Source organism: Geomonas propionica, assembly GCF_016458235.1.
Classification (GTDB): Bacteria; Desulfobacterota; Desulfuromonadia; order Geobacterales; family Geobacteraceae; genus Geomonas; species Geomonas propionica.
In genome coordinates, this window is the sequence record NZ_JAEMHK010000013.1 from 51,280 (window position 1) to 78,122 (window position 26,843).

At 61.3% G+C, this 26,843-nt stretch carries 28 protein-coding genes; 27 read left to right on the forward strand and 1 reads right to left on the reverse strand.

Going from position 1 to position 26,843, the window contains the following annotated elements; translation table 11 throughout:
- Window positions 1-3 precede the first annotated feature (3 nt).
- From JFN90_RS16340 to ptsP, 27 genes are all read left to right on the forward strand, one after another.
- Window positions 4-1,185 (forward strand): hypothetical protein, encoded by a 1,182-nt coding sequence (locus tag JFN90_RS16340; protein ID WP_199396195.1) that lies wholly within the window; start codon window positions 4-6, stop codon window positions 1,183-1,185.
- A gap of 279 nt (window positions 1,186-1,464) precedes the next feature.
- Window positions 1,465-2,475, forward strand: coding sequence for a UDP-N-acetylglucosamine 4,6-dehydratase (inverting) (pseB, locus tag JFN90_RS16345; RefSeq protein ID WP_199396196.1), 1,011 nt, complete (start codon window positions 1,465-1,467; stop codon window positions 2,473-2,475).
- 10 nt (window positions 2,476-2,485) lie between these two features.
- Window positions 2,486-3,655: a UDP-4-amino-4,6-dideoxy-N-acetyl-beta-L-altrosamine transaminase gene (pseC, locus tag JFN90_RS16350; RefSeq protein WP_199396197.1), complete on the forward strand. Its 1,170-nt coding sequence runs from the start codon at window positions 2,486-2,488 to the stop codon at window positions 3,653-3,655.
- The gene (pseF, locus tag JFN90_RS16355) at window positions 3,652-4,344 is read left to right on the forward strand and encodes a pseudaminic acid cytidylyltransferase (RefSeq protein ID WP_199396198.1); all 693 of its coding nucleotides are present in this window, start codon (window positions 3,652-3,654) and stop codon (window positions 4,342-4,344) included. The genes pseC and pseF overlap by 4 nt, the downstream gene beginning before the upstream one ends.
- 56 nt (window positions 4,345-4,400) lie before the next feature.
- A complete protein-coding gene (gene pseH / locus JFN90_RS16360; protein WP_199396199.1) occupies window positions 4,401-4,952 on the forward strand; it encodes a UDP-4-amino-4,6-dideoxy-N-acetyl-beta-L-altrosamine N-acetyltransferase in 552 nt (183 codons plus the stop codon).
- 22 nt (window positions 4,953-4,974) lie between these two features.
- A complete protein-coding gene (locus tag JFN90_RS16365) occupies window positions 4,975-5,919 on the forward strand; it encodes an ATP-grasp domain-containing protein (RefSeq protein WP_199396200.1) in 945 nt (314 codons plus the stop codon).
- 16 nt (window positions 5,920-5,935) lie between these two features.
- Window positions 5,936-6,976, forward strand: coding sequence for an N-acetylneuraminate synthase family protein (locus JFN90_RS16370; protein WP_199396201.1), 1,041 nt, complete (start codon window positions 5,936-5,938; stop codon window positions 6,974-6,976).
- Window positions 6,961-7,827, forward strand: a complete 867-nt coding sequence (locus tag JFN90_RS16375) for an NAD-dependent epimerase/dehydratase family protein (RefSeq protein ID WP_236019038.1) — start codon at window positions 6,961-6,963, stop codon at window positions 7,825-7,827. The genes JFN90_RS16370 and JFN90_RS16375 overlap by 16 nt, the downstream gene beginning before the upstream one ends.
- A gap of 9 nt (window positions 7,828-7,836) precedes the next feature.
- Complete coding sequence (locus JFN90_RS16380; RefSeq protein ID WP_199396203.1) at window positions 7,837-8,616, forward strand: inositol monophosphatase family protein; 780 nt, start codon at window positions 7,837-7,839, stop codon at window positions 8,614-8,616.
- The gene (locus tag JFN90_RS16385; protein ID WP_199396204.1) at window positions 8,613-9,365 is read left to right on the forward strand and encodes a PIG-L deacetylase family protein; all 753 of its coding nucleotides are present in this window, start codon (window positions 8,613-8,615) and stop codon (window positions 9,363-9,365) included. The genes JFN90_RS16380 and JFN90_RS16385 overlap by 4 nt, the downstream gene beginning before the upstream one ends.
- A gap of 2 nt (window positions 9,366-9,367) precedes the next feature.
- Entirely contained in the window at window positions 9,368-10,846 is a 1,479-nt protein-coding gene (locus JFN90_RS16390) for a capsular polysaccharide export protein, LipB/KpsS family (protein ID WP_199396205.1), read from the forward strand.
- Window positions 10,847-10,984: 138 nt separating this feature from the next.
- On the forward strand, window positions 10,985-11,995 hold the full coding sequence (locus tag JFN90_RS16395; RefSeq protein ID WP_199396206.1) for an NAD-dependent epimerase: 1,011 nt from the start codon (window positions 10,985-10,987) through the stop codon (window positions 11,993-11,995).
- 104 nt (window positions 11,996-12,099) lie between these two features.
- Entirely contained in the window at window positions 12,100-13,044 is a 945-nt protein-coding gene (locus JFN90_RS16400; RefSeq protein ID WP_199396207.1) for a hypothetical protein, read from the forward strand.
- Window positions 13,045-13,110: 66 nt separating this feature from the next.
- The gene (locus JFN90_RS16405; RefSeq protein ID WP_199396208.1) at window positions 13,111-13,476 is read left to right on the forward strand and encodes a four helix bundle protein; all 366 of its coding nucleotides are present in this window, start codon (window positions 13,111-13,113) and stop codon (window positions 13,474-13,476) included.
- Between the two features lie 109 nt (window positions 13,477-13,585).
- Window positions 13,586-15,049, forward strand: a complete 1,464-nt coding sequence (gene hldE / locus JFN90_RS16410) for a bifunctional D-glycero-beta-D-manno-heptose-7-phosphate kinase/D-glycero-beta-D-manno-heptose 1-phosphate adenylyltransferase HldE (RefSeq protein WP_199396209.1) — start codon at window positions 13,586-13,588, stop codon at window positions 15,047-15,049.
- 74 nt (window positions 15,050-15,123) lie between these two features.
- A complete protein-coding gene (gene gmd, locus JFN90_RS16415) occupies window positions 15,124-16,176 on the forward strand; it encodes a GDP-mannose 4,6-dehydratase (protein ID WP_199396210.1) in 1,053 nt (350 codons plus the stop codon).
- Window positions 16,166-17,095 carry a GDP-L-fucose synthase gene (gene fcl / locus JFN90_RS16420; RefSeq protein ID WP_199396211.1) on the forward strand — a complete coding sequence of 310 codons (930 nt, stop codon included), beginning with the start codon at window positions 16,166-16,168 and terminating at the stop codon, window positions 17,093-17,095. The genes gmd and fcl overlap by 11 nt, the downstream gene beginning before the upstream one ends.
- A gap of 205 nt (window positions 17,096-17,300) precedes the next feature.
- A complete protein-coding gene (lptC, locus tag JFN90_RS16425; RefSeq protein WP_199396212.1) occupies window positions 17,301-17,873 on the forward strand; it encodes an LPS export ABC transporter periplasmic protein LptC in 573 nt (190 codons plus the stop codon).
- On the forward strand, window positions 17,873-18,364 hold the full coding sequence (lptA, locus tag JFN90_RS16430) for a lipopolysaccharide transport periplasmic protein LptA (RefSeq protein WP_199396213.1): 492 nt from the start codon (window positions 17,873-17,875) through the stop codon (window positions 18,362-18,364). The genes lptC and lptA overlap by 1 nt, the downstream gene beginning before the upstream one ends.
- The gene (gene lptB / locus JFN90_RS16435) at window positions 18,345-19,082 is read left to right on the forward strand and encodes an LPS export ABC transporter ATP-binding protein (RefSeq protein WP_199396214.1); all 738 of its coding nucleotides are present in this window, start codon (window positions 18,345-18,347) and stop codon (window positions 19,080-19,082) included. Before lptA ends, lptB begins: the two co-directional genes overlap by 20 nt.
- A 278-nt stretch (window positions 19,083-19,360) precedes the next feature.
- Window positions 19,361-20,908 carry an RNA polymerase factor sigma-54 gene (gene rpoN / locus JFN90_RS16440; protein WP_199396215.1) on the forward strand — a complete coding sequence of 516 codons (1,548 nt, stop codon included), beginning with the start codon at window positions 19,361-19,363 and terminating at the stop codon, window positions 20,906-20,908.
- A gap of 62 nt (window positions 20,909-20,970) precedes the next feature.
- Entirely contained in the window at window positions 20,971-21,519 is a 549-nt protein-coding gene (hpf, locus tag JFN90_RS16445; protein ID WP_199396216.1) for a ribosome hibernation-promoting factor, HPF/YfiA family, read from the forward strand.
- Window positions 21,520-21,668: 149 nt separating this feature from the next.
- Window positions 21,669-22,619: an HPr(Ser) kinase/phosphatase gene (hprK, locus tag JFN90_RS16450; RefSeq protein ID WP_199396305.1), complete on the forward strand. Its 951-nt coding sequence runs from the start codon at window positions 21,669-21,671 to the stop codon at window positions 22,617-22,619.
- Between the two features lies 1 nt (window position 22,620).
- The gene (gene rapZ / locus JFN90_RS16455; protein ID WP_199396217.1) at window positions 22,621-23,484 is read left to right on the forward strand and encodes an RNase adapter RapZ; all 864 of its coding nucleotides are present in this window, start codon (window positions 22,621-22,623) and stop codon (window positions 23,482-23,484) included.
- On the forward strand, window positions 23,481-23,876 hold the full coding sequence (locus tag JFN90_RS16460) for a PTS sugar transporter subunit IIA (RefSeq protein ID WP_199396218.1): 396 nt from the start codon (window positions 23,481-23,483) through the stop codon (window positions 23,874-23,876). Before rapZ ends, JFN90_RS16460 begins: the two co-directional genes overlap by 4 nt.
- Before the next feature lie 52 nt (window positions 23,877-23,928).
- Window positions 23,929-24,195 (forward strand): HPr family phosphocarrier protein, encoded by a 267-nt coding sequence (locus tag JFN90_RS16465; protein WP_199396219.1) that lies wholly within the window; start codon window positions 23,929-23,931, stop codon window positions 24,193-24,195.
- A complete protein-coding gene (gene ptsP, locus JFN90_RS16470) occupies window positions 24,176-25,936 on the forward strand; it encodes a phosphoenolpyruvate--protein phosphotransferase (RefSeq protein ID WP_199396220.1) in 1,761 nt (586 codons plus the stop codon). The genes JFN90_RS16465 and ptsP overlap by 20 nt, the downstream gene beginning before the upstream one ends.
- Here ptsP and JFN90_RS16475 read toward each other — a convergent pair.
- Window positions 25,933-26,712 (reverse strand): phosphorylase family protein, encoded by a 780-nt coding sequence (locus JFN90_RS16475; protein ID WP_199396221.1) that lies wholly within the window; start codon window positions 26,710-26,712, stop codon window positions 25,933-25,935. The genes ptsP and JFN90_RS16475 overlap by 4 nt on opposite strands.
- Between the last annotated feature and the right edge of the window lie 131 nt (window positions 26,713-26,843).

Below are 26,843 nucleotides of genomic sequence, written 5' to 3' on the forward strand. Positions count from 1 at the left end.
TCGATGGAAAAGCTGCTCAAGAAAATAGCACTGCTTGCGATACCCTACGCCCTGTACCTGGCGCTCCCGTTCTGGCTTCTGGTCGGCAGCGGCGAGTTCCGCTTCAACGTCGACGAGATGGTGCGCAACGCGGTCAGCGGCGTGCCGCAGCAGGTTGGATTCCGCTTCAACGAGTCTCCGTACAAGTACCTGAAACTGAAGACCCTGAGCACCCTGCCGCGCAGGGACGTGGTCGCCCTTGGTTCCTCCCGGGTGCTGCAGTTTAGGGAAAAGATGTTCGCACCCAGCAGTTTCTATAACGCCGGATACACCGTCACCTCGGTCCCCCATTTTCTCGCCTTCCTGTCTTCCGTTCCGGAGGATCGGCTGCCGAAGGTTCTCATTGTCGGTTTGGACCAGTGGATGTTCAACAAGAGGTGTGAAGCCCTGGACGGCAAAGCAGCCAAGATCGATTTCACCAGCTATAAGCAGATGGATATCGCCTCCGTCTTAACAGCGTCGCACAAGATCTACAAGAAGGTCTTTGACGGCACGGTCGCACTGGACCAGGTCGTTGCTGCGGGCCGTCCGGGTGCCTGCGCTATCGGCGCTGGGGGAGCGTCATTGCGTAACGTCGGCTTCAACGCCTTCGCCAACAAGACCGGCTTTCTCAACGACGGCAGCATGCACTACGGCGGCCAAATAGAGAAGCTGCTGGCGGGTGACAAATCCGCGGACGATTATCGTTTCGAAAGCACCCTGAAGAAGATCGACAAGGGGGATACCAAGTTCAGCCACGGCGACCACGCCGATGCCGAGGCGGTGCGTCAACTGAAACCGTTCCTCGACTTCTGCGCGCAAAAGAAGATCCACGTGGTGGCTTTTTTGCCGCCGTTTTCCGACACTGCTTATCGCAGGATGCAGGAGAGCGGGAAATTCCAATACCTGAAGGAACTCTCGCCCATGCTGGCGCCGGTGTTTCGCGACTACGGCTACGAGTTCTACGACTTCAGCAGCGTCAGCGCCGCCGGGTCAAGCGACCTCGAGGCGATAGACGGCTTTCACGGCAGCGAATCGGTCTACCTCAACATGTTGCTCCGGATGCTCGAGACGGGGTCCGCCTTGAACCGCTTCTGCGACGTTGCCGCCTTGCGTGAGGCCGCTGCGCACAAGAAGAATCGGTACCTCGTGTACGACATGTACTGAGGTGTATGGACAGGGTGCGCCGGCGCGGCAGGCGCCGCCCCGCCGCCTTGGTAGGAAGAAGATGATGCCGCCGTTGTTGCTGCCGTGGCAGGGCCGTGACACAAACCGCGAGGGGGATGCTGTCCCTACTCGCTTTTTTGTGGCGTTTCTGCTATGTTGTGCGTTGTTTTGCCCGGACCCCGCCTTGGGCGGTAGGGATTGTCGCAGGTACACGGGCGGCGTGGCGGTTGCTGCTCCCTGAAATGAATAGTTATCGAAATTATTAAGCGAGGGACGAACGTGTTAAAAAATCGCAGCATTCTGGTTACCGGGGGCACCGGGTCGTTTGGCAAGAAATTCGTGGAAACCATTCTCACGGCTTGTCCGGAGATCGAGCGGGTGGTGGTATATTCCCGTGACGAACTGAAGCAGTTCGAGATGTCGCAGCAGTTCTCCCACGACAAGTACAAGCAGATCCGCTACTTCATCGGCGACGTGCGCGACCGCGAACGCCTCTCCAAGGCAATGGAAGGGATCGACATCGTCATCCACGCCGCCGCGCTGAAGCAGGTCCCGGCCTGTGAGTACAACCCGTTCGAAGCGATCAAGACCAACATCCACGGCGCGCAGAATGTAATCGAAGCGGCCATCGAGCGCGGCGTGAAGCAGGTCGTTGCCCTTTCCACCGACAAGGCCGCCGCCCCGATCAACCTCTACGGCGCCACCAAGCTCTGCTCCGACAAGCTCTTCGTCGCCGCCAACAACTTCAAGGGCAAGCACGACATCAAGTTCTCCGTGGTCCGTTACGGCAACGTCATGGGGAGCCGCGGTTCCGTGATCCCGTTCTTCATGAACAAGAGGAGCTCCGGCGTCCTCCCCATCACCGACGAGCGCATGACCCGTTTCAACATCACCCTCGAGGACGGCGTCAAGCTGGTGCTCTACGCGCTGGAGAACATGTGGGGCGGCGAGATCTTCGTGCCCAAGATCCCGAGTTACCGCATCAACGATATCGCCGAGGCGATCGGCCCGAACTGCAAGCGCGAAGTGGTCGGCATCCGCCCGGGCGAGAAACTGCACGAAGAGATGATCACCATCACCGACGCCATCTCCACGGTCGAGTTCGAGAAGTACTTCGTCATCCTCCCCTCCATCCCGCTCTGGGACGTGGACAAGTTCGCCGCCGCCTTCAACGGCAAGCTCTGCCAGGACGGGTTCTGCTACAACTCCGGCACCAACAGCGAATGGCTGGACGTCGAGGAACTACGTGAGCTGATCAAGGTCCACGTCGACCCCAACTTCACCTACTAGGAGGCCGGTTGTGAAACAGGCACCGATTCCCTACGGTCGGCAGTCCATCTCCGAGGCCGACATCCAGGCGGTTGTCGACGTGCTGCGTTCCGACTGGCTCACCCAAGGGCCGTCCATCGAGCAGTTTGAGCAGGCGGTGGCGCAGTATTGCGGCGCGAAGTACGCGGTGGCCGTCAACAGCGCCACCTCGGCGCTGCACATCGCCTGCCTCGCCGCCGAACTGGGCGAGGGGGACACCCTCTGGACCACCCCCAACACCTTCGTCGCCTCGGCCAATTGCGGCCTGTACTGCGGCTCCGGCGTTGACTTCGTTGACATCGACCCGAGGACCTACAACCTCTCCGTGGCCGAGCTGGAAAAGAAGCTGGTCGTCGCCAAGGCCGCGGGGAAGCTCCCCAAGGTGGTGGTCCCGGTGCACTTCTCCGGCCAGCCCTGCGAGATGGAGCGGATCGCCGAACTCTCCCGCGAGTACGGTTTCTCCCTCATCGAGGACGCCTCGCACGCCATCGGCGGCAAGTACCAGGGTGAGGCGATCGGCGGCTGCCGGTTCTCCGACATGACCGTGTTCAGCTTCCATCCGGTGAAGATCATCACCACCGCGGAAGGGGGCATGGTGCTCACCAACCGCAAGGACCTCTACGACCGGCTGATCCGCCTGAGAAGCCACGGTATCACCCGCGACCCCGCCTTCATGGAATGGGAGAGCGACGGCCCGTGGTACTACCAGCAGATCGAGCTCGGCTTCAACTACCGCATCACCGACCTGCAGGCCGCGCTGGGGCTCAGTCAGATGAGCCGCCTGGACGAGTTCGTGGCCTCCCGGCATCGCCTGGCGGCGCGTTACAATGAGCTGCTCGCCGAACTCCCGGTGGTCACCCCGTACCAGCACCCGGATTCTTATTCCGGGCTGCACCTCTACGTGATCCGGCTCAAGCTGGACCGGATATCCAGGAGTCACCGCGAGGTGTTCGAGGCGCTCAGGTCCCAGGGGATCCTGGTCAACCTGCACTACATCCCGGTGCACACCCAGCCCTACTACCGGCGCCTGGGCTTTAAGCCGGGCGACTTCCCGGAATCCGAGCGCTACTACGCCGAGGCGATCAGCCTCCCCATGTTCTCCAGCCTCTCCGACGAGCAGCAGGACCGCGTGGTCGCCGCGCTCAAAGAGGCACTGTCGTGAACGTCGCCATCATCCCGGCCCGGGGCGGCAGCAAGCGCATCCCCCGCAAGAACATCAAGGAGTTCTGCGGCAAGCCGATGATCGCCTGGTCCATCGAGGCGGCGCTTCAAAGCGGCTGCTTCAGCCGGGTGCTCGTTTCCACCGACGACGCCGAGATCGCCGAGGTGGCCCGCACGTTCGGGGCTGAGGTTCCCTTCCTGCGCCCCGCGGAGCTCTCCGACGACCACACCGGCACTATCCCCGTCATCCGTCACGCCGTGGAGTGGGTGGCCAACGAGGGGGAGCGCCCCGAGTACGCCTGCTGCATCTACGCCACCGCCCCCTTCGTAACATCGGCCGATCTCAGGCGCGGGCTCGACCTGATCACCGAAGCCGGCTGCTCCTACGCCTTCTCGGTGACGAGTTACCCTTTTCCGATCCAGCGCGCCATCCGGATCGACGGCAACGGCCGGGTCGGGATGTTCGATCCCGCCCAGTTCTCCACCCGCTCCCAAGACCTCGAGGAGGCCTTCCACGATGCGGGGCAGTTCTACTGGGGGAGCGCCGAGGCCTGGATCGCGGAGGAGAAGATCTTCTCGGAAAAGGCGGCCCCCGTCCTTTTGCCGCGCCACCAGGTCCAGGACATCGATACCCTGGAGGACTGGCATCGGGCGGAGCTGATGTTCCGAGCTTGGCGGGAACAGGCCTAAAAACCTCAGTCGGGGAGCCACCCGCGGGATGTTCCACTGGCGAATACGAGAGGCTTATGATACAGCGCAAAAATTGTCTGCTGCGAAGGATTGAAGAGCGTGACCTTGAAATGGTGCTCCGTTGGCGAAACTCTGACCGCATCAGACACAACATGTACACCGATCACGTTATAACGCTGCAGGAGCATAAAGCTTGGTTTGAAAAAACAAAACAAACTGACGGAGCGTTACATTTGGTTTTCGAGTTAGAAAACCGCCCCATCGGGCTTGTTTATTATGTGGGGATCGATAGGCACAACGGCAGGGCAGAGTGGGGGTTCTACCTCGGGGTGGAAGATGCCCCGCGTGGGAGCGGCAGTGCTTTGGGTGTGCTCGGTGTGGAATTCGCCTTCATGGAACTTAAACTGAGGAAGCTTTGCGGAGAAGTCCTTGGCTATAACGAGGCTAGTCTTCGCTTTCATAGAAAGCTCGGTTTTTGCGAGGAGGGTAGGCTGGTCAGACATGTCGAGAAGCACGGCGAGTATCACGACGTTGTCTTGTTCGCACTGTTTGAGGAAGATTGGCAGAAGAACCGGAAGGCATTGGAAGAGTTGGCTTTTCACGAATAGATAACACATGCCGAGGGCGAAATTGAACTATAACAATAAGAAAAAAAGTCTGCTTTTCACAGGTGGGGGCGGGGCCGGCTCGGAGGCATTGAGCCGTCTTCTCGGGGACCGATTCGACGTGCATTTTGCCGACGCGGACCTTAACGCGAAGCCGCACGGTATCGCTTCCTGCAACTTCCACAAAATACCTTTTGCTAATGCCCCGGAGTTCATACACGAACTTGGCAGGCTCTGCCAGGACCTTGGCGTTGAACTGTTGGTTCCGGGAGTCGACGAGGAACTACTTCCGGTGGCGCGACAGAGGGAGAGTTTCGGCTGCGAGGTGCTGCTCCCCCCGGCGGACTTCATATCGATCCATTTAGACAAATTTACGTCGAACCGATTGTTGGTCGAGCAAGGACTTCCCGCGCCGCTAACCGAGCCGATGCTCGAGCGCAAAGCCATCGATTTCCCCTGCATCGCCAAGCCATGCCACGGCCGGGGATCGAGAGACGTGGCGGTGGTGCGCTCAGAGGAGGAGATGCGGGCACACGTCCTTTTGTCGCGCCGCCCGGCAGCCGACTTTATCGTGCAGGAACTGTTACAGGGCCAGGAGTTCACGGTGATGATGGCGGCGGATCGCTCCGGTCTGCTACGTGCGGTGGTGCCGGTGAAGGTGGACATCAAACGCGGGATCACCCTCCGCGCGGAGACAGCCGCCGACAGCGCTGTCATCGATGCCTGCTGCGCGATCCACGCCGCTAATCCCGTCCCGGGTTGTTACAATATCCAACTCATAAAAATGGAGGACGGCAATTGCAAACCGTTCGAAATCAACCCCCGTATTTCCACCACCGGATGCCTCGCCCTTGCGGCGGGAGCAAGTTTCGTCGACCTCTACCTCGGGAATGATACGAACGAGGGGTTGGTTCCGTTTGCGGCCGGTATGAGGCTGCGTCGGTCCTGGTACAACGAGTTTCTGGCATAAGCAGGGAGGACGAAGCATGATGCGCAAAATTGAAATAACGCCAGGCAGGTTCATCGGAGATGGAGAGCCATGCTTTGTGATCGCCGAGATCGGTTCCAACCATAATCACGATTTTGAACTGGCGAAGAAAACCATTGATGCGGCCGCGGAAGCGGGGGTCGACGCGGTTAAATTTCAGACCTTTCGTGCCAGCAGCCACTACTCCAAGCACACCCCCGGGTTCTCTTACCTCAATGACTGCAAAACTTTTGACCTCATACAGAGCCTGGAACTGGACCGGTCATGGCACCAACCGCTCAAGGAGTATGCGGAGAGCCGTGATCTCATCTTTTTGTCTTCTCCCTGTGACAGGGAGGCAATCGACGAACTGCATGAGTTAGGGGCGCCGGCCTTCAAAGTAGCGTCTTTCGACATGAGCGATCTGGGATTGATCCGGTACATGGCCAAGACCGCCCGCCCGGTGATCCTATCGACGGGCATGGCAGACTGGATGGAGATCCAGCGAGCGGTGCAGGCCTGCCACGATGAGGGCAACGACAAGGTAATCCTGCTTCAGTGCACCTCGCTGTACCCTGCCCCGGCGAAGCTCAGCAACCTAAGGTCTATGGGCGTGATGCGGGACGCTTTCGGCGTGCTGACTGGGTATTCGGACCACACCGAGGGCGATCACGTCTGCTTGGCCTCGGTCGCTTTAGGTGCCTGCGTCATCGAAAAGCACTTCACTCTGGACCGGACTCTGCCTGGCCCAGATCACCCTTTTGCCATAGAACCCGGACCGCTCAAGGCCCTCATGCAACGCCTAAGGGACGTCGAATCCGCAATGGGAGATGGCTCGAAGGCGGGACCGCGCCCTGAAGAGCGCGAGATGTATGAGAAGGGCAGACGCAGCATCCACGCCAAATGCACAATCAGAAAGGGAGAACTCATTACCGCTGACAAGGTTGCCATCAAGCGCCCCGGGTTCGGGGTGGCACCGCACCTTATTGACTTGGTGATCGGCCGAGAGGCGCGGGTCGAGATACCGGAGGACCATTGGATATCATGGGACATGATTTAGGTCCCGTCCTTGTAACAGGTGCAGCCGGATACTTGGGAAGCCAAGTGTTGCTGCGGTTACGAGCAAACGGGGTACCGCACGTCGGTACTGACCGAAGCGGCGCGGCAATTGTCGCTTGCAATCTGAGTGGCCCCGATGCAGTCGCCCAACTGTTGCGAGATGTGAAACCATCAGTGATAGTCCACTGTGCGGCGGTCGTCCCGAAGTCGGCATCCGGGTATGATGACGCTGAAGCGGCCCGGGAGAGCGTCGCCATGGTGGAGACCATAGCTGCGGTTGCTGCCTGCCCCATAGTTTTCGTGTCGTCGATGACCGTCTACGTTCAAACGACCAAATCCCCGGTGCATGAGGACGATGTTGTTCCTCCGGTCGCCGGATACGCTCGTGGAAAGTGGTTGGGGGAGCAGGCCCTCTTTTCGAGGAAACGACCGGGTGATGTGGCGCTGCGCCTCCCGGGTCTGTTCGGGTTGCCGCGACGTTCCGGCTTGCTGTACAACGCGGCCAGTGCCTTTTTGTCGGGCCGCGATTTCTCCCTCTCGGGAGATTGCGGCATCTGGGCAGCCATGACGGTAGGCGACGCCGCCGAATACTTGGTGCGCGCCGCGGTTGGCGATCAGAGTGCCCCGCCCCAAGCGGTAAACGTCGGATACCCCGGCCGTTTTCATGTAGCAGGAGCAGTGGCGGAGATCGCGGCGCTTTGCGGGGTGGCTTGGCAGCCGTCTGTGCTGGAGCCGACCGTTTTTTCAATGGAGTTGGGGCGGCTGGAACAACGCTACGGCATCCTTCCCGTGACTTTGCAACAACGGCTTGCTGAGCTGGTCGATGCGGTCCGTCATGAGATAAAAGCTTAGGAGACAAACGTGCTATTGACAGAACTTGGTGTGGCGCTCAAACGTGTCGGAGCCAAAATATTGGAGTGCCGTGACCAAGGCGGGACGAATGGCAAGTGGGAGGGGACTCAATTCAAGGCCGCAGCCGACCTTATCGCCGATGAAAGCATGCGGTCTGAGCTGAAGCGGATATCCACTATCGCAATCGTGAGCGAGGAGGATGTCGCGTCGCAGAGCGAGTCTCGACCTGAAGAATACTGGCTCATTGATCCGATTGACGGCACTGCAAGCTTCGTCCACGGTTTTTCGGGTTTCGTCTGTCAGGCCGCTTTAATCCGTCGGGGTGTGGTTGAAATGGCAGGCGTTTACGCTCCCGCCCTGGACAAGCTCTATCTCGCCGAACGCGGCGGGGGAGCAACCGTAAATGGCACTCCGCTTGGGGTTCGAGAACCTTTATCGGAGTGTCTCACATTGGTGGACAACTATCCGGAGGCTCGCGGCCTCGCTGCGGAGGTGATGCATGCCCTGCCTTGCGCCACTTATCTCGAGAGCGGGAGCATAGGGCTCAAGATCTGTCTGGTCGCTGAGGGGGCCGCTGATCTGTTCGTGAAGGATGTCACGGTCCGCGATTGGGATGTAGCACCGCCGCACCTGATTCTTGCCGAGGCGGGGGGCTTTCTTTCCGTGGCCGCAGGAATCCCCTTTGAGTACCGGGGCTGCTATGAGAAAACGGGCGTAATTGCAGCATCGACACGCGAGTTGCTGGAGCGAGCCCGAGCAGTTATTCAAAAGAGGGGAGCCAGTGTATGAAAGACACACTGCAAGGGCTGAAAAACACAGTCCTCGTGATAGCGGCCCACCCCGACGACGAAGTGTTGGGCTGCGGCGGCACCATAGCAAGACATGTCCAGGCAGGCGATGAGGTCCACGTGGTGATCCTTGCCGAGGGGCTTACGAGCCGTGACGTCGTGCGGGAGCGAGCGGTGCGCAGCTCAGAGCTGTCCGAACTTGCACAGGTGGCACACCGGGCAAACTCGATCTTGGGAGTGACCTCCCTGTCTCTGCATGACTTCCCTGACAACCGTATGGACGGTGTGGAACTTTTGGACGTGGTAAAGGTTGTTGAGGACCATATCCGGGCGAAACGGCCAAACATCGTCTATACGCATCATGCAGGTGACGTCAATATCGACCACCGCCGGATTCAGGAGGCGGTAGTCGCTGCCACGCGCCCACAACCCGGGCAGACGGTGGAAACGCTCCTTTTTTTCGAGGTCGCATCGAGCACGGAATGGCAGCCCCCCGGCTCCTTCCCTCCTTTTTTGCCTAACTGGTTCGTCGACATCAGCACAACGCTTACGTTGAAGATGCAAGCGCTTGAGGCTTACGCGTGCGAAATGCGCGAGTGGCCCCATGCTCGTTCGTGTCAGTCGCTTGAACACCTGGCACACTGGCGTGGGGGGAGCGTGGGGTGTGAGGCTGCGGAGGCCTTTGTGTTGGGCCGGCGGATCTTTACTCGGCCCCTTAAAGATGATGTTTTCCAAGAAGGGATTTCTTGACTATGGCAATGCGACTACTTTGTATCTCCACATCTAAGAACACCAGCGCGATCCTTCAGAAGATCACGGAGCAGTACCGGGATGAGGTCGAGTTCCTGTTGCACGTCGGCGACAAGGACTCCGATCTCAAGGCCTCCTCCATGACCCGGATGACGAGGACCAGGGCGGTCGGCAAGACCCACGTCATGGACGGGCAGAAGTTCAACGGCCTCTTGCACTCGGTGATCACCCGGGACGACTTCGAGAAGGACATCTCCATCTTCATCGATCACCTGCATCGCAGGGACGAAAAATTCTGCTATAAATCTCACAATCTGGCCTGCATGCAGGATTACCTGGACTACTATTACATCCTGTTCGACGTGATGGCGGAAAAGGTCATTGAAAACAACATCACCCACATGCTGTTCTTCAACGTGCCGCACCTGGCCTACGACACCATCCTGTACCAGATCGGCAAGAGCCTTGGGCTCAAGATCGTGATCGTGACCCAGTCCCTGTTCCCGAACAAGTTCTTCTCCATGCCTTCCATGGACGCCTATGGCAGCTTCGAGCCCAAGATGCACCAGGCGCCGCCGGCACACATCGAGAAGAACAAGGAAATCGACCTCTTCTACATGAAGAACGTGAAGCAGGAGCAGGGGGAGACTGGGAAAGTGACGGCGAAGGCCATCGGCCACATCCTCTCCTTCCTGGCCATCAAGAAGCCCTCGTACCTGGCGAACCCGGTCAAGCTGTACGACATCCTGAAGCGCACCAACGACATCTACCGGCGACTGCCCAAGTGGCGCGACCCCTTCGCGCGGTTCTTCCATGTCAACGAGCTGGAGTATTTCGAACACATCATCCAGTACGAGAAGGCGGAGTATGACCTGGACGTCCCCTTCGTCTACTTCCCGCTGCAGCTGCAGCCCGAGATGACCACCTCGGCGCTGGGGGGGTACTTCAGGGATCAGGCGCTCGCCATCGAATGCCTGTCCAGCATCCTGCCGGATAACGTGAAGATCTACGTCAAGGAGAATCCGAAGCAGGGTGCCTACAACCGGGGGCCGCTCTTCTACCACCGCCTGCGGCGCATCAAGAACGTGGTGATCGTCCCCTCGTTCGCTAATACCCACACACTGACCGACCGCTCCCTCTTCGTCTGTACCATCACCGGGACCGTCGGCTGGGAGGCGCTCATCAAGGGGAAGAAGGCGCTCATCTTCGGCAACACCTGGTACCAGTCCTTCCCCGGCGTGTTCAAGTACGGGGACAGCACCAGCTACGACGAGATCATAAACTACCAGATCGATCACGCCGAACTGGAGCAGGCCTTCGGGGCGCTGCTCTCCAAGTGCCACGACGGTGTCGTGGATCGGCACTACACCAAGCTGGTCCCTGACTATGACGCCCAGAAGAACGACGAAGGTGTATGCCCGCTCCTGATGGACCTCCTCAGGGGCAAGGGGGGCTTCACCTTCGGCTCCGGCCCCGCGTAGGCCGAAACCAGGCGCTGCCGCTCGACAAGCGGTGCGTCTGAATGTCTCAAAGCCGGCGGCGGATGCCGGCCTCCTGTTGCAGCCAGTACATATGCGCATCCCAGAAATCTGGCCGCCCCCCGCGGCATAGGAGGAATCATGAGGAAGATGCTGGTTACCGGTGCCGCCGGTTTCATCGGCTTTCACCTAAGCAAGAGACTTTTGGCTGCCGGCGTCGAAGTGGTCGGCCTGGACAACCTGAACGACTACTACGACGTCAACCTGAAATACGGTCGTCTGAAGCAGCTGGAAGAGACGCCCGGCTTCCGCTTCGTGAAGATGGAGCTGGCCGACCGGGAGGGGATGGCGGCCCTCTTCGAGCGCGAGCGCTTCGACGTCGTGGTCAACCTGGCCGCCCAGGCCGGGGTGCGCTACTCCCTGATCAACCCCTACGCCTACGTGGACAGCAACCTCTCCGGTTTCATGAACATCCTGGAAGGGTGCCGCCACCACGGGGTCAAGCACCTGGTGTACGCCTCCTCCAGTTCGGTCTACGGCGCCAACACCGCCATGCCCTTCTCCGTGCACCATAACGTCGATCACCCGGTCTCGCTCTACGCCGCCACCAAGAAGGCCAACGAGCTGATGGCCCACACCTACTCGAGCCTCTACGGCATCCCCACCACCGGCCTGCGCTTTTTCACCGTGTACGGGCCCTGGGGGCGCCCGGACATGGCGCTCTTCCTGTTCACCAAGGCGATCCTCGAAGGGCGCCCCATCGACGTCTTCAACTATGGCAAGATGCAGCGCGACTTTACCTATGTCGACGACATCGTCGAAGGGGTCACCCGCGTCATCGACAAGGTGCCGGAGAAGGACTCCACCTGGAGCGGCGCCCACCCTGACCCGGGCACCAGCTACGCCCCCTACAAGATCTACAACATCGGCAACAACAACCCGGTCGAGCTCCTGAGGTTCATCGAGGTGCTGGAGCAGGCTCTCGGCAAGGAAGCGCAGAAGAACCTGCTGCCGATCCAGGCCGGCGACGTTCCGGCCACCTTCGCCGATGTGGACGACCTGATGCGGGACGTCGGTTTCCGCCCCGCCACCTCAATCGAGGAGGGCGTCGCCCGCTTCGTCGCCTGGTACCGCGAGTTCTACGGGATCTGATTCATGAGGGGGACTGGCTCCGCAGGTGCCAGTCCCCTTGTCTTCCCTTGTCGGCAAGCTCCACGCATGTAGAAATCAAATCGAAAGCTGCAGAAAGGATCGCTGTGAAATACCGGCCACTTGATTTTTCTGGTGTCAGCACCTACCCGATAGCGTCCCGCAAGAACAAGATGAACGTGCAGGAGCACTTCGCCAAGCCGGTCCGCGCCGGCATGACCGTCGCCGAGCTCCTGGCCGCCATGCCCGATCAGTTGGGCTCCCAGGCCTTGAACGGAGTCGTCGACGCCGTCGTTGCCGCCCGTGCCAACGGGAAGCCCGTGGTGATGGCCATGGGGGGGCACGTCATCAAATGCGGCCTGCAGCCCGTCCTCAAATCCCTCATCGAGGCCGACGTGATCACCGCCGTGGCCTTGAACGGCTCCGGTTCCATCCACGATTTCGAGATCGCCCTGATCGGCGCCACCAGCGAGGACGTCGGCGCCGTGCTCCATGCCGGCAGCTTCGGCATGGCCCAGGAGACCGGCGCCCAGATCAACGAGGCGTTGAAACGGGGCGTCGCCCAGGGGCTCGGCCATGGTGAGGCGCTCGGGCGCATGATCCTGGAGCGCGAGCTCCCCTACCGGGAGCAGAGCCTGATGGCGGCCTGTGTGGAACAGGGGATTCCGGTCACCGTGCATGTCGCCATCGGCACCGACATCACCCATCAGCATCCATCAGCCGACGGCGCCGTTTTCGGGGCCGCGAGCTTCACCGATTTCAGGATCTTCACCTCCGTCGTGTCCGAGCTCGGTGACGGCGGCGTCTATCTCAACATCGGCAGCGCCGTCTTGCTGCCCGAAGTGTTCTTGAAGGCCCTTTCCATAGCTCAGAACCTGGGGCACCACGTCGACCGTTTCACCACCGCCAATTTCGATATGCAGCAGCACTACCGGCCGCTCACCAACGTGGTCAAGCGCCCCACCTCCGGCGACAGCCGCGGTTACACGGTTACCGGGCACCATGAGGTTATGATTCCGCTGCTCGCCGCGGGCATTTTGGACAGAATCTGAACCCGTTCAACGTTCAACGTTCGACGTTAACTTCTTCACTGCTTTACCTGTACCGGAGGTGGCGACGTGAGAATTCAGCGGTTCGAAGATGTTGATTCGTGGAAAGAAGCACGGCTATTGGTAAGCGAAATCTACCGGCATGTTGGTGGGTGCAGGGACTACGGGTTTCGAGACCAGATTCAACGAGATGCCGTTTCGGTGATGTCCAACATTGCGGAAGGCTTTGATCGGGGCAGTAATAAAGAGTTTGTCCAGTATCTGATTATCTCTCGTGGCTCGCTTTCCGAGGTCAAAAGTCTCACCTATGCCGGGTTGGACATTGGTTATCTTGATCAGAAGGACTTTGAAGCGGTAATGGTGCGCTGTAACAGAATAAGCAACATCCTGAACGGGTTTATCCGGTTCCTGAAAAGCAGCCAGCGCAAGGCGTGAACCTGTTATTTGAGTTTTAGGTGGTACAACGTATTTTTGCAGTAAAACTTTAGCCATAAATGCCGATTGAACATTGAACGTTGAACGTTGAACGGCTTTAGGAGACTGCATGGATCGTAGAGAAGTAGAATCCTTTTTCGAACGTGCCACCACGGTGCGCGCCCTGGTGGTCGGCGACCTGATGCTGGACGAATACCTCTGGGGGCGCGCGGAACGCATCTCCCCCGAGGCGCCGGTGCAGGTGGTCGAGGTGGCGCGCGAGGACCTGCGCCTTGGGGGCGCGGGTAACGTGATCAATAACTTGGCCGCCCTCGGCTGCCGGGTAGCGGTCGGCTCGGTGATCGGCACGGACGAAAACGGCCAACTGCTGCGCCACGCGCTTGAGGAGAAGGGGGCCGGGGTGGATGGCCTCATCGAGGCCGCGGACCGGACCACCAGCAAGAAGACCCGCGTTATCGCCGCCAACCAGCAGATCGTCCGGATCGACAGGGAGATGCGCTCCGCGATCGGCGCCGCCAGCGAAAAGGCCCTCCTCGATTACCTCCTGGCCCACCTGGGCGACTTCGACGTGGTGGTGGTCTCGGACTACCTGAAGGGGGTGCTCACCCCGGCGCTCCTCTCCGCGCTCTGCCGCAAGGGGCGGGAGCTGGGCGTGCCGGTGGTGGTCGACCCCAAAGGCGACGACTTCGCCAAGTACCGCGGCGCCACGGTGCTCACCCCCAACCGCAAGGAGGCTGAGGTTGCCTCGGGGACCGACATCACCGATCAGGCCACGCTCGAACTGGCTGCCGGAAAGATCCTCTCTACCCTGGAACTCGACGCGCTGCTCATCACCCGCAGCGAGGCCGGCATGTCGCTCTTCCCGGCACAGGGGGAGGCGGTGCACATCCCGACGGTCGCCCGCGAGGTGTTCGACGTGACCGGCGCGGGGGACACGGTAATCTCGGTGCTGTCCCTGGGGCTTGCCTGCGGGCTGGCGCTCGCGGACGCGGCCTGGGTGGCCAACGTGGCCGCCGGTATCGTGGTCGGCAAACTCGGCACATCCACGGTCTCGCCGCGCGAGATCGTCGCGGAGGTCGGGCACTCCCTGCGCGACAGCGACTCCAAGATCAAGAACCTGGACGTCCTCGCCCACCTGATGGCCCGGGAGCGCGCCCGCGGCAAAAAGATGGTGTTCACCAACGGCTGCTTCGACCTGCTGCACGTGGGGCACGTGAAATACCTGCAGAAGGCGCGGGAGTTGGGCGACCTCCTGGTGGTGGGGCTCAACACCGACGACTCGGTGCGCCGCCTCAAAGGGGAGGGGAGGCCGCTCATCGAGGAGAAGGAACGGGCCCACATCCTGGCGGCGCTTGGGTGCGTCGATTACGTGGTCCTCTTCGACGAGGACACCCCGCTCAGGCTGATCGAGGCGCTCCGCCCGTCCATCCTGGTCAAGGGGGGGGACTACAGCATGGATCAGGTGGTGGGGCGCGAACTGGTCGAATCGATGGGGGGACGGGTCGAGCTGATCGAATTCGTGGACGGCCGTTCCACCAGCCGCATCATCGAAAAGATCCTCTCCTCCACTTGAAACTGCGCCTGCGCCGGCTTGCGGTCCGACTCCGGCATGTTATTCATATGTAATTCAGTTCACCCGGAGGCATCATGAAAAAGGCTTTCATCACAGGCATCACCGGCCAGGACGGCTCCTACCTCGCCGAACTCCTGCTTTCCAAGGGGTACGAGGTGCACGGCGTGATCCGCCGCTCTTCCTCCTTCAATACCGGCCGCATCGACCACATCTACCGCGACCCGCACGAGGCGGACACGCGGCTGTTCCTCCATTATGGCGACCTCAACGACGCGAGCTCCATCAACCGCCTGCTGCGGGAAATCCATCCCGACGAGATCTACAACCTCGGCGCCCAGAGCCATGTCCGCGTCTCCTTCGACGTGCCCGAGTACACCGCCGAGGTGGACGCCCTGGGGGCGGTGCGCATCCTGGAGGGGATCCAGGAGGCGGGCATCACCACCCGCTTCTACCAGGCCTCCTCTTCCGAGCTCTACGGCAAGGTGCTGGAGACCCCACAGAGGGAGACCACTCCCTTCTACCCCCGCTCCCCGTACGCCTGCGCCAAGGCCTATGCCTTCTACATTACGGTGAACTACCGGGAAAGCTACAACATGTTCGCCTGCAACGGCATCCTGTTCAACCACGAGTCCCCACGCCGCGGCGAGACCTTCGTGACCAGGAAGATCACCCGCGCCGCCGCGCGCATCAAGCTCGGGCTGCAGGACCGGCTCTACCTGGGCAACCTGGAGGCCAAAAGGGACTGGGGCTTCGCCGGCGATTACGTCGAGGCGATGTGGCGCATGCTCCAGGCGGACCGGCCCGACGACTACGTGGTGGCCACCGGCGAAACCCACAGCGTCAGGGAGTTCGCCGAGCAGGTATTCGGCAGTCTCGGCATGGAGCTGTCCTGGAAAGGGGCGGGCGAGCAGGAGCAGGGTTTCGACGTGAAGACCGGAAAGGTGCTGATCGAGATCGACCCGCGCTACTTCCGTCCGGCGGAGGTCGACCTGCTGCTGGGGGACGCCACCAAGGCCAGGCGCGAGCTGGGATGGGAGCCGAAGACGAGCTTCGCGGAGCTGGTCAAGATGATGACCCAGTCCGACCTCGCCATCGCCGAACGGGAGATGAGAGCCGATGGAAAATGACGCCAGGATCTTCGTGGCGGGCCACCGCGGCCTGGTCGGCTCGGCCCTAGTGCGGGAGCTGGAGCGCCAGGGTTACCACAATCTCGTGCTGCGCAAGAGCTCCGAGCTCGACCTGCGCGACCAGGGGGCTACGCGGGCCTTTTTCGAAGCGGAGCGTCCGGATTACGTGTTCCTGGCGGCGGCCAAGGTGGGCGGCATCGTCGCCAACAACAGCTTCCCCGCCGACTTCATCTACGACAACCTGATGATCCAGAACAATGTGCTGCACTCGAGCTACCTCTGCGGGGTCAAGAAACTGCTCCTTTTGGGCTCCACCTGCATCTATCCCAAGCTCGCGCCGCAGCCGATCAAGGAGGAGGCGCTCCTCACCGGCCCGCTTGAGCCGACCAACGAGCCCTACGCCATCGCAAAGATCGCCGGCATCAAGATGTGCCAGTCCTACAATCGCCAGTACGGGACCCGGTTCATCAGCGCCATGCCCACCAACCTCTACGGTCCCAACGACAACTTCGACCTCACCACCTCGCACGTCCTCCCCGCTCTGATCCGCCGCTTCCACGAGGCCAAGGAGGCCGGGTCGGATAACGTCACCATCTGGGGAACCGGGACGCCGTACCGCGAGTTCGTCCATGTGGATGACGTCGCCGCTGCCTCCTTCTTCCTGATGCAGCATTACGAGGGGTGGGACCCGGTCAACGTCGGCAGCGGCGAGGAACTCACCATCGCCGAGCTGGCACGCCGCATCGCGGCGGTGGTCGGCTTTGCCGGTGCAGTCCTTTTCGACACTTCCAAGCCCGACGGCACCCCCAGAAAACTCAGCGACGTGAGCCGCATCCACGAGCTGGGGTGGCGCCACAAGATCGAACTCGACCAGGGGCTCCGGGACACCTACGCCTGGTACCTCGCCAACCGCCGCTGATCCTGTCTCCACTTCCGACAGATACCCGCGCCGCCGGTCCCGTTTTCCGTCCGGGACCGGCGGCCCTTTTAAGCTGCCGAATTCTCATGAATTACGTGGCCAACCGCCATTTTGCGCCTTCTTCAATCTTTGTGCCAAAATTTTAGAACTGCACCAAAATGCGCTTTACAGTGAATTTTTTAGATGCTATACTTCCAGCGAAATCATGCATAACTTCAATAATTTCAAGCGATTCCTCGGCATCCTGGCAGTTGTTGCATCCCTGTTGGTGATTGCCACCATAGTCTTCCGTATGCAGCAGGAAGTGGCCCCGAAGTTGTCGGTGCGCAAGCTTCCGCTCCAGGTGGATGTTTCCCTGCACAACTTCCATTACACGGAAACCAAACAGGGCATCAAGCACTGGGAGCTCACCGCTGAAAGGGCCGACTATAACAAGCAGGCCGACATCTCCTACCTCTCCGGCGTCCAGATGGTGGTGCATGGGGCGGGAGGGCTCGGCGAGTTGGTGATAACAGCGGATGCCGGGCAATACCACAACGGGACCAGGGACATCGCCCTGGTCGGCAACGTGCGGGGCAAAAGCAGCAAGGGGTACGGCTTCGCCGCCCCCCGCGTCAACTACGTCGCGGCGCGCAGCATGCTGCAGACTTCGGAGCGGGTCAGGTTGACGGACATCGGAAGCGATTTGGAAGGGACAGGTATGGAGTACTACACGCAGACTCGGAAGTTTAGGTTGTTGAAGGACGTAACCGCCGTGTACCGGCAGGGGGGGAAGTGATGCGCCGTATCGTCTCCTGTCTCGCGCTGTTGCTTGCGCTGGCTACCGCGGGGTACGCCGCGCAGGGCACCAGCAATAAAGAGCCTTTAAAGATAAAGTCGGACACGCTCAATACCGATAACGATAAGAAGACGGCGACGTTCGAGGGGAAGGTGGTGGCCCGCCAGGGCGACATGACCCTGTACACGGACCGTCTGGTGGTCACCTACAGCGGCCCCAACAACGAGGTGTCGCAGGTCGAGGCCTTCGGCAACGTGCGCGTTGTCCAAGAAGAGCGCCAGGCGACCGGCGCCCACGGGATTTATGATCCCAAAGAGGCGCGCATCATCCTGGACGGCAATCCCAAGGTGGTTTCGGGGGAGGACGTGGTGACCGGCAGGATCATCACCTACTACGTCAACGAGCAGAGAAGCGTGGTTACCAGCGGCCCGAAGGAACGGGTGGAAGCGGTCATCCATCCGGGAGGAAAGAATGCCGGTAGCAAGCCGTAGCACCCTCTACACCAAGGGGCTGGAAAAGGGCTTCAACAAGCGCATGGTGGTGAAGGGCGTGGACCTGGAGATCTCCTCGGGCGAGGTGATCGGGCTTTTAGGTCCCAACGGCGCCGGCAAGACCACCACCTTCTACATGGTGGTGGGGCTGACCCGTCCCGACCAGGGGCAGGTCTTTCTGGACGGCGAGCCGATCACGGGTCTCCCCATGTACCAGAGGGCCCGCCGCGGCATCAGCTACCTGCCGCAGGAGCCGTCCGTGTTTCGCCGCCTCACCGTCAGGGACAACCTCCTTGCCGTCCTGGAGACCATGGACCTGGAACCGGTGCGGCGCAGGGAACGGGTGGAGGAGCTGCTGGCCGAGTTCCGGGTCGAGCACATCGCCGGGAGCCGGGGCTACGCCCTTTCCGGAGGTGAAAGGCGCCGCGTCGAGATCGCCCGCGCCCTGGCCACCGACCCCAGTTTCATCCTGCTGGACGAGCCGTTCGCCGGCATCGACCCGATCGCCGTGATCGACATCCAGAACATCATCAGGGCGCTGAAGGAGAAGGGGCTCGGGGTGCTGATCTCGGACCACAACGTGCGCGAGACTCTCGGGGTCTGCGACAAGGCCTACATCATGAACGCCGGCGAGGTGCTCGAAGTGGGCGAGCCGGTTCAAATTTCGCAGAGCAAGAAGGCTCGCGAGATCTATCTGGGCGACAAGTTCAGGCTGTAAAGAGAAATTACGTTCTATGTTCCTGTTTCCAGGGGCTACATTAAAAATGCAAATCGGGGTCGCCAAGGTTTCTTCCCCGCGCTATAATGAGAACAAAGAGAACAGCTTCCCCATGAACATGAGTAGATTCAGCTCTCACACAGCAGGAAGTTCCGAAAACAGCAACCACAAATCAGCAGGTTTCCTGCTTTAATGCAGAACGCAGAACCTAGAACATGTTACATGCTTGGTAGAACGGTTTGAACTCCGCACAACGGTTTCAGGTTCAGTGAGGACTTATGGCAATTGAGATGCGCCAGCAGATGAAAATGAGTCAGCAACTGGTGATGACCCCCCAGTTGCAGCAGGCCATCAAGCTGCTTCAGCTCTCCCGGCTGGAGTTGCAGGACGTAGTGCGGCAGGAACTGGAGGAAAATCCCATCCTGGACGAGGTGATCGAACAGGAGGAGATCCGCGAGCCGGAGCAGCTCGAGCTGCGCGAGAAGGAGCCGGAGCCGGAAACTTCCGCCAGCGACTTTCAGGAGGTCCGTGCCGGCGAAGAGACCCGGGACACCGACTGGGATTCCTACATCGACGGCTACAACTACAGCTCCGGAGAACAGTATTACGACGACGAGGACCGTCCTTCCTTTGAAAACCTCCTCACCAAGAAATCCACCCTGTTCGACCACCTGCTCTGGCAGTTGAGCCTGACCCGCCTCACCGAGCGCGAGATGGCGGTCGGGGCCGAAGTCATCGGCAACATCGACGAGGACGGCTACCTGCGCGCGACCCTCGAGGACATCGCCTCGGCTTGCGTCCAGGTCAGCCCCTTTCACGAAGAGGCCCTGGAGTGGGCCGGGCTTCCCGGCGACGCTCCCGAGGAGCAGTCGGCCGAAGCTGCCGACGGTTTCGCCGAGAGCGTGCTGACGCCGCTGGTCGAGGGGGTCCTGAAGCGGATCCAGGAATTCGACCCGGTCGGCGTGGGCGCGCGCGACCTGCGCGAGTGCCTGCTGATCCAGGTGGCGAGCCTGGGCATGTCGGGGAGCCTGGTGGAGGCGCTTTTGCGCGACCACCTGAAGGACCTGGAGAGCCACAAGTACAAACAGGCGGCCAAGGTGCTCGGCGTGGACGTGAATGACATCCTGGCTGCCACCCGCATCATCGCCGAACTCGACCCGAAGCCGGGGCGGCTCTTCGGCAGCGACGACGTGCAGTACATCTCCGCCGACATCTTCGTGCACAAGGTGGGCGACGAGTACGTGGTGATGCTCAACGACGAGGGGATGCCCAACCTCAGGATCAACCCGATCTACGCACCGGAAGCCAAGGCGAGCCGCGCGGTGGACAAGGTTGCCGAGGACTACATCGGCGAAAAGATGCGCTCCGCCATCTGGCTCATCAAGAGCATCCAGCAGCGCCAGCGCACCATCTTCAAGGTGGCCAAGAGCATCGTCAAGTTCCAGCGCGACTTCCTGGACCGCGGCATCGAGCACCTGCGCCCGCTGGTTTTGCGCGACATCGCCGAGGACATCGGCATGCACGAATCCACCATCAGCCGCGTCACCACCAACAAGTACATGCAGACCCCCCAGGGGCTCTTCGAGCTGAAGTATTTCTTCAACTCGGGGATCTCCACCGGCGAGGGGGATTTCATCGCCTCCGAGAGCGTCAAGAGCAAGATCAAGGAGCTGGTGGACAACGAGGATCCCAAGCGCCCCTACTCGGATCAGCGCCTGGCGGAGCTCCTTTCCGGGCACAACATCGTGATCGCCCGGCGCACCGTCACGAAGTACCGCGAGATGCTCCGCATCGGTTCGTCGTCGGAGCGCAAGAAACATTTCTAACGCGAGCACTGCCCCCGGGGCGGGCGCTTCGCGTGTATTGACAATAAAAGGAGGTACTTCGTATGCAGATAACTACAACTTTCAGGCACATGGAACCGAGCGAAGCACTGAAAAGCTACGCTGAGGAGAAGCTGGACCGGGTTAAGAAATATATAGACGAGCCGATTGTCGTCCAGGTATTTTTGACCGTTGAGAAAATCCGCCACTTGGCCGAGGTGACCATCAACGCCAAGGGGATCACCATCAAGGCCGCGGAAGAGACCAACGACATGTACGCCTCCATTGACGCGGTATCCGATAAGATCGAGCGCCAGCTGCGCCGCTTCAAGGAGCGCATCAAGGCCCACAAGCCCGCTTCCGACGCGCGCGAGCGCCAGGTGCAGAAGGCGATCGTGCAGGCCGAGGGGATCGAGGCAGGCACCCAGGCCCCGGTCATCATCAAGACCAAGAGCTTCACCATGAAGCCGATGTCCGTTGAAGAAGCGGTGATGCAGATGGAACTTTTGCACAAGGACTTCCTGGTCTACACCGAGTCCTCCACCGAGACCATCAACGTCGTGTACCGTCGCAAAGACGGCAACTACGGCCTGATCACCCCGGAGAACCCGTAGCGTTCTTTTTGAACTGATAGAGCGGCCGAGAGCGCAAGCTCCCGGCCGAGAAGCGGATGGGAGGCGTCCCCGTGGCGCCTCCCATCGTGATAACGGCCCCTTCTGGGGCTGTTCGCGTGCACGGGGGAAAGGTCACAGCTTTGACAAGTATGAGCCTCAGCATCAAGGATCTGTTGGAGGACAAGGCCTACGGCCTCGACCTGCAGCTTCTGGGCGGTGACGTGGGCCTGAGTAACCGGCTCTACAGCTCCCGCATCCAAAAGCCGGGCCTGGCCCTCACCGGCTACACGGAACACCTGCATCCGGACCGGGTCCAGGTGCTGGGCAACACCGAGATCTCCTACCTGAGCCAGATCCCCGAGGAGGTCGGCTCACGGCACATCGAGAAGCTCTGCAGCTACCCCATCGCCTGCTTCATCGTCACCAAGGGGCTCGATCCCCCAGAGTTTTTGAAGCGCAGCGCCGAGGCAGCCGGTATCCCGCTGCTGGTGACCCACCACCAGTCCTCCACCTTCATCAGCCTGATCACCAAGTTTCTCGAAGAGAGCCTGCTTCCCTCGACCCACATCCACGGCGTGCTGGTCGACGTTTTGGGGGTTGGCGTGCTCCTTTTGGGCAAGAGCGGCATCGGCAAAAGCGAGTGCGCCCTCGACCTCGTCATCCGCGGGCACCGCCTGGTGGCCGACGACGTGATCCACATCAAGAAGAAGATGCCGGCGGCGCTGGTGGGGCAGGCGGGGGAGACCATCCAGTACCACATGGAGATCCGCGGCTTGGGCATCATCAACATCAAGGACCTGTACGGGGTCTCCTCGATCCGCGAGAAGAAGATCATCGACATGGTGCTGGAACTCATGGAGTGGGACGCGAACCAGGAGTACGAGCGGCTGGGAATCGACGAGCCGATGAAGACCATCCTGGGCGTGGACCTGCCACACGTGAAGATCCCGGTACGCCCGGGCCGGAACCTCACCTCGATCATCGAGGTCGCCGCCAGGAACTTCCTCCTGAAGGGGATGGGATACCATTCCGCGCGCGAGTTCCACGAGAAGCTCCTGGCCCGCCTGGAGTTCCGCCCCCTGGGCAACGAGGTGGAATAGCATGCGCATCGTCATCATAACCGGCCTCTCGGGCTCGGGAAAATCGACGGCGGTGAAGGCCTTGGAGGATGAAGGCTTCTTCTGCCTGGACAACCTGCCGGTCTCACTGGTGAGCACCTTCATCGAGCTGGTGGAGCACTCCCGCGAGGACATTAAGGACGTGGCCCTGGTGATGGACATCAGGAGCCGCGATTTCATCAAGGGCTACGACCAGGTGTTCCAGGCCATCGCCTCGGCCGGGCACAGCGTCAAGATCTTCTATTTCGACGCCACCGACGAGGTGCTGATCCGGCGCTTCTCCGAGACCCGCCGCCGCCATCCCGCACTGGAAGGGGCGAGCGTCCCGGAGGGGATCCGCTTCGAGCGGGACCAGCTGGCGGGCCTTAGGCGCATCGCCACCGCCATCATCGACACGTCGGAGATGAACGTGCACCGCTTGAAGGAGCTGGTGATCGGGCTGGTCAAGGGGGGCGAGGGGGCCCTGGAGATGCAGGTGAACCTGCAGTCTTTCGGCTTCCGCTACGGACTCCCCCTGGAGAGCGACCTGGTCATGGACGTGCGCTTTCTCCCCAACCCGTATTTCGTGGCCGAGCTGCGTCCCTTTTCCGGCCTGGAGCCGGGGGTGCGCGACTACGTACTCAAGCAGAAGGAGACCATGGTGTTCCTGGAGCGTTTCCGGGACATGCTGGAGTTCCTGCTGCCGGGGTACCGGCGGGAAGGAAAATCCTACCTTTCGGTTTCCATCGGCTGCACCGGCGGCAGGCACCGCTCGGTGGCCATCGCAGAAGAGCTGTACCACTACTTCCGGCAGCGGAACGTGAACATAAAAATTTCCCATAGGGACATAGAGAAGGGGCTGGGATGATAGGACTGCTTTTGGTAGCACACGCCGGCGTGGCCAGTGAGCTTTTGACCGCGGCGGAGATGATCGTAGGTAAGCTGGAAATGGCCGAGGCGGTGGGGATCGCCCACGACGCGTCGGCCGCGGACGTCATGAGCGCCATCAAGGAGGCCGTGGCGCGGGTCTCCGGCGACGGTGCCATCATCATGACTGACATGTTCGGCGGCACCCCCTCCAACATGAGCATCTCCTTCCTGGAGGAAGGGAAGGTGGAAGTGCTTACGGGCGTCAACCTCCCGATGCTGATCCGTTTCACCCAGGAGCGCAACCGCTGCAGCGTCTCGGAATTGGCCCTGAAGCTCAAGGAGAGCGCGCAGGAAGGGATCACGGTAGCCGGGGACTTCCTCAAAAAGTAACGCTAAGGAGGGTTTACCCACCGAAGCCTCGGCGCAGGTGGGGAGTGCACATATGATTGAAGGCGATTTCGTAATACCGAACAAGCTGGGGCTGCACGCCAGGGCGTCCGCGCTCCTGGTGAAGACCGCCAGCGGTTTCTCCTCCGAGATCAGGATCGAGCGGGAGGGGGTCGAGGTGAACGGCAAGAGCATCATGGGGATCATGATGCTGGCGGCGGCCAAGGGGAGCACCATCACCCTCAAGGTCGAGGGGACGGACGAGGTCGAGGCCTACGCCGCAATCGGGGAGCTGATCCGGAATGGATTCGGAGAAGAGTGAGTCGACACAGCTGAAGGGGATCGGGGCCTCCGCAGGCATCGCCATCGGGCAGATCCGCATCACCGACCGGCGCCGCGTCACGGTCACCGAGGTGCTGGTGGCCAACGAGGAGATCCCGGGGGAGCTGGAGCGCTTCACCCGCGCCATCGAGCGGGCCAAAGGGGAATTGTGCGACCTGCGTGAGCAACTCACCAGCACCCACGGTCCTGAGCACCTCTGCGTCATCGACGCCCACCTGATGCTGCTCGACGATACCATGCTGGTCGGCGAGACCACCCAGTACATCGAGCGGCTCGGCATCAACGCCGAGGGCGCCCTGAAACGAACCCTGGGGCGCTTCAAGGCCTTCTTTGACGGCGTGGACGACGAGTACCTGCGCGAGCGCGGCAGCGACGTCGAGACCGTGGTCGAGCGCGTGCTGCGGCACATGGTGGGGCAGAAACAGGAGCCGTTGGACAACATCGACGGGAAGGTGATCGTGGTGGCCCACGACCTCTCCCCGGCCGACATCCTGCAGATCGACAAGAACAAGGTGATAGGGTTCATCACCGACCTCGGCGGGAAGACTTCCCATTCTTCCATCCTGGCGCGGGCCTTCGAGGTCCCTGCGGTGGTGGGGCTGGAGCGGGTCACCACCCTGGTCCGCGAAGGGGATACCCTGATTATCGACGGCTCCACCGGCGTGGTGATCGTCAATCCTAGTGCGGAGGAGTTCAGGGAGTACCTGCAGAAGAAGCAGCGCTACGAGTACGTAGAGCGGGAGCTCTTGAAACTGCGCGACCTGCCGGCCCAGACCCTGGACGGGCACCGCATGCGTCTTAAGGGGAACGTGGAGTTCATCGAGGAGGTTGCCTCGGTGCACAAGCACGGCGGCGAGGGAATCGGGCTGTATCGCACCGAGATGCTCTTTTTCAACCGCAGCAAACTCCCCACCGAGGAGGAGCAGTTCGAGGCCTACGCGGCGCTGGTGAAGAAAATGTCGCCGCAGCCGGTGACCATCAGGACGCTCGACATCGGCGGCGACAAGTGCCTCACCGATCTCGACCTCTCCGACGAAATGAACCCGGCGCTGGGGGTGCGGGCGATACGCCTGTCGCTGCGCCAGCCCGAGGCGTTCAAGGCGCAGTTGCGTGCCATCCTGAGGGCGAGTGCCTTCGGCGAGGTGAAGCTCTTCTTCCCTATGGTGTCGGGCGTGGCCGAAGTGCGGGCCGCCAAGGCCCTGTTGGAGGAAGTGAAGGAAGAATTGCGCGGCAGGCATCCCTTCGACGAGAAGGTGCAGGTCGGCATCATGATCGAGATCCCGTCGGCCGTGGTCATCGCCGACCTCCTGGCGGCGGAGGTCGATTTCTTCAGCGTCGGCACCAACGATCTGATCCAGTACACGCTGGCCATTGACCGCACCAACGAGCACCTCTCATCGCTATTCCAGCCGCTGCACCCGGCCGTGCTCCGCTCGCTGAAGACCATCGTTGACGCGGCCCACGCCGCGGGGATCGAGGCCTCCATCTGCGGCGAGATGGCGGGGGATCCCGAGTACCTCCCGATCCTGTTGGGACTTGGTTACGACGAGCTCTCCATGAACGCGGTCTCCATCCCGCGGGTCAAGAAGATCCTGCGCCGCTGCACCGTGCAGGAGGCGCGCGCGGTGGCCTTGAAGGCGCTGAGCTTCGCCACCGCCGCCGAGGCGGACGCCTACGTGAAGGGGGAGATCGCCGCCCGTTTCTCCGAGAGCTTCGACTAAGGCTGGGGCTGTCGCGTCAGCGCCTGCAGCGCGAGCTCGACGGCCAGCGCCAGCCGCTTTCCGGTCCTCCGGCAGTTTCCCGACAGCCTGATCAGTTGCGGAATCAACCACGGCCTCTTGGCCATGGTCAACGCCACCCGCCAGGGAACCACGTTGAGGCTGGCGTCGCAGAATTCCTCGATGGCAAAACCAAGCTCCTCGTCGGCCGCGTCGCTCACCCCCCGGATCGCCACCAGCGGAACCCCCGCGGCCTGCGCCTGTTCGAGCACCGCCGCCGTCTCCATCTCGAGAAGAGGGAGCGGGGTGCTTCCCCCCAGCCGGCTCGCCATCTCCGTCTTGCTCCTGATGCCGCAGGCGGTGATGAAACCTCCGCGCCGCAACTGCAGCCCCACGCGGGCGCAGTGGTCCTGAAGCAGGCTCGCCAGGGCGGGGTCGGGCTGGGTGAGCTCGCTGAGCTCGTTCTGCTCCAGGCGGAAGACCCGGTCCGCCAGCATCAGTTCGCCGACTTCCAGGCCGGCCAGGACGGCACCGCCGAAACCGAAATTGAGGATGACGTCCGGAGCGGCGTGCCGGATCAGCGCCCTGGTCGCCGCCGCGGCCTGCGCCGGTCCCATGCCGGACTCGATCAGGTAGACTAAGCTGCCGTTCACGGGGAAACGGTACAGGTTGCGCCCGTCGATGTTGCCCCGGGCATATCCCTTTATGCGCGCCAGTACCGGCGCGATCTCCTGGGGCATGGCCGCGACCACACCCAGGCTTTTGTTTTCCTTGGCCATTTGGGTTCTCCCTTTCGACCGGTCACTTTATCAGAGGGGAGCCGCCGCCGCAACGCTTTACGGGAGTTAGGGGCGGTTCGCCTTGACAAAAGGTGGCCGCCGTCTTATAGTCAGGCTTCTTTTTTGGGTGT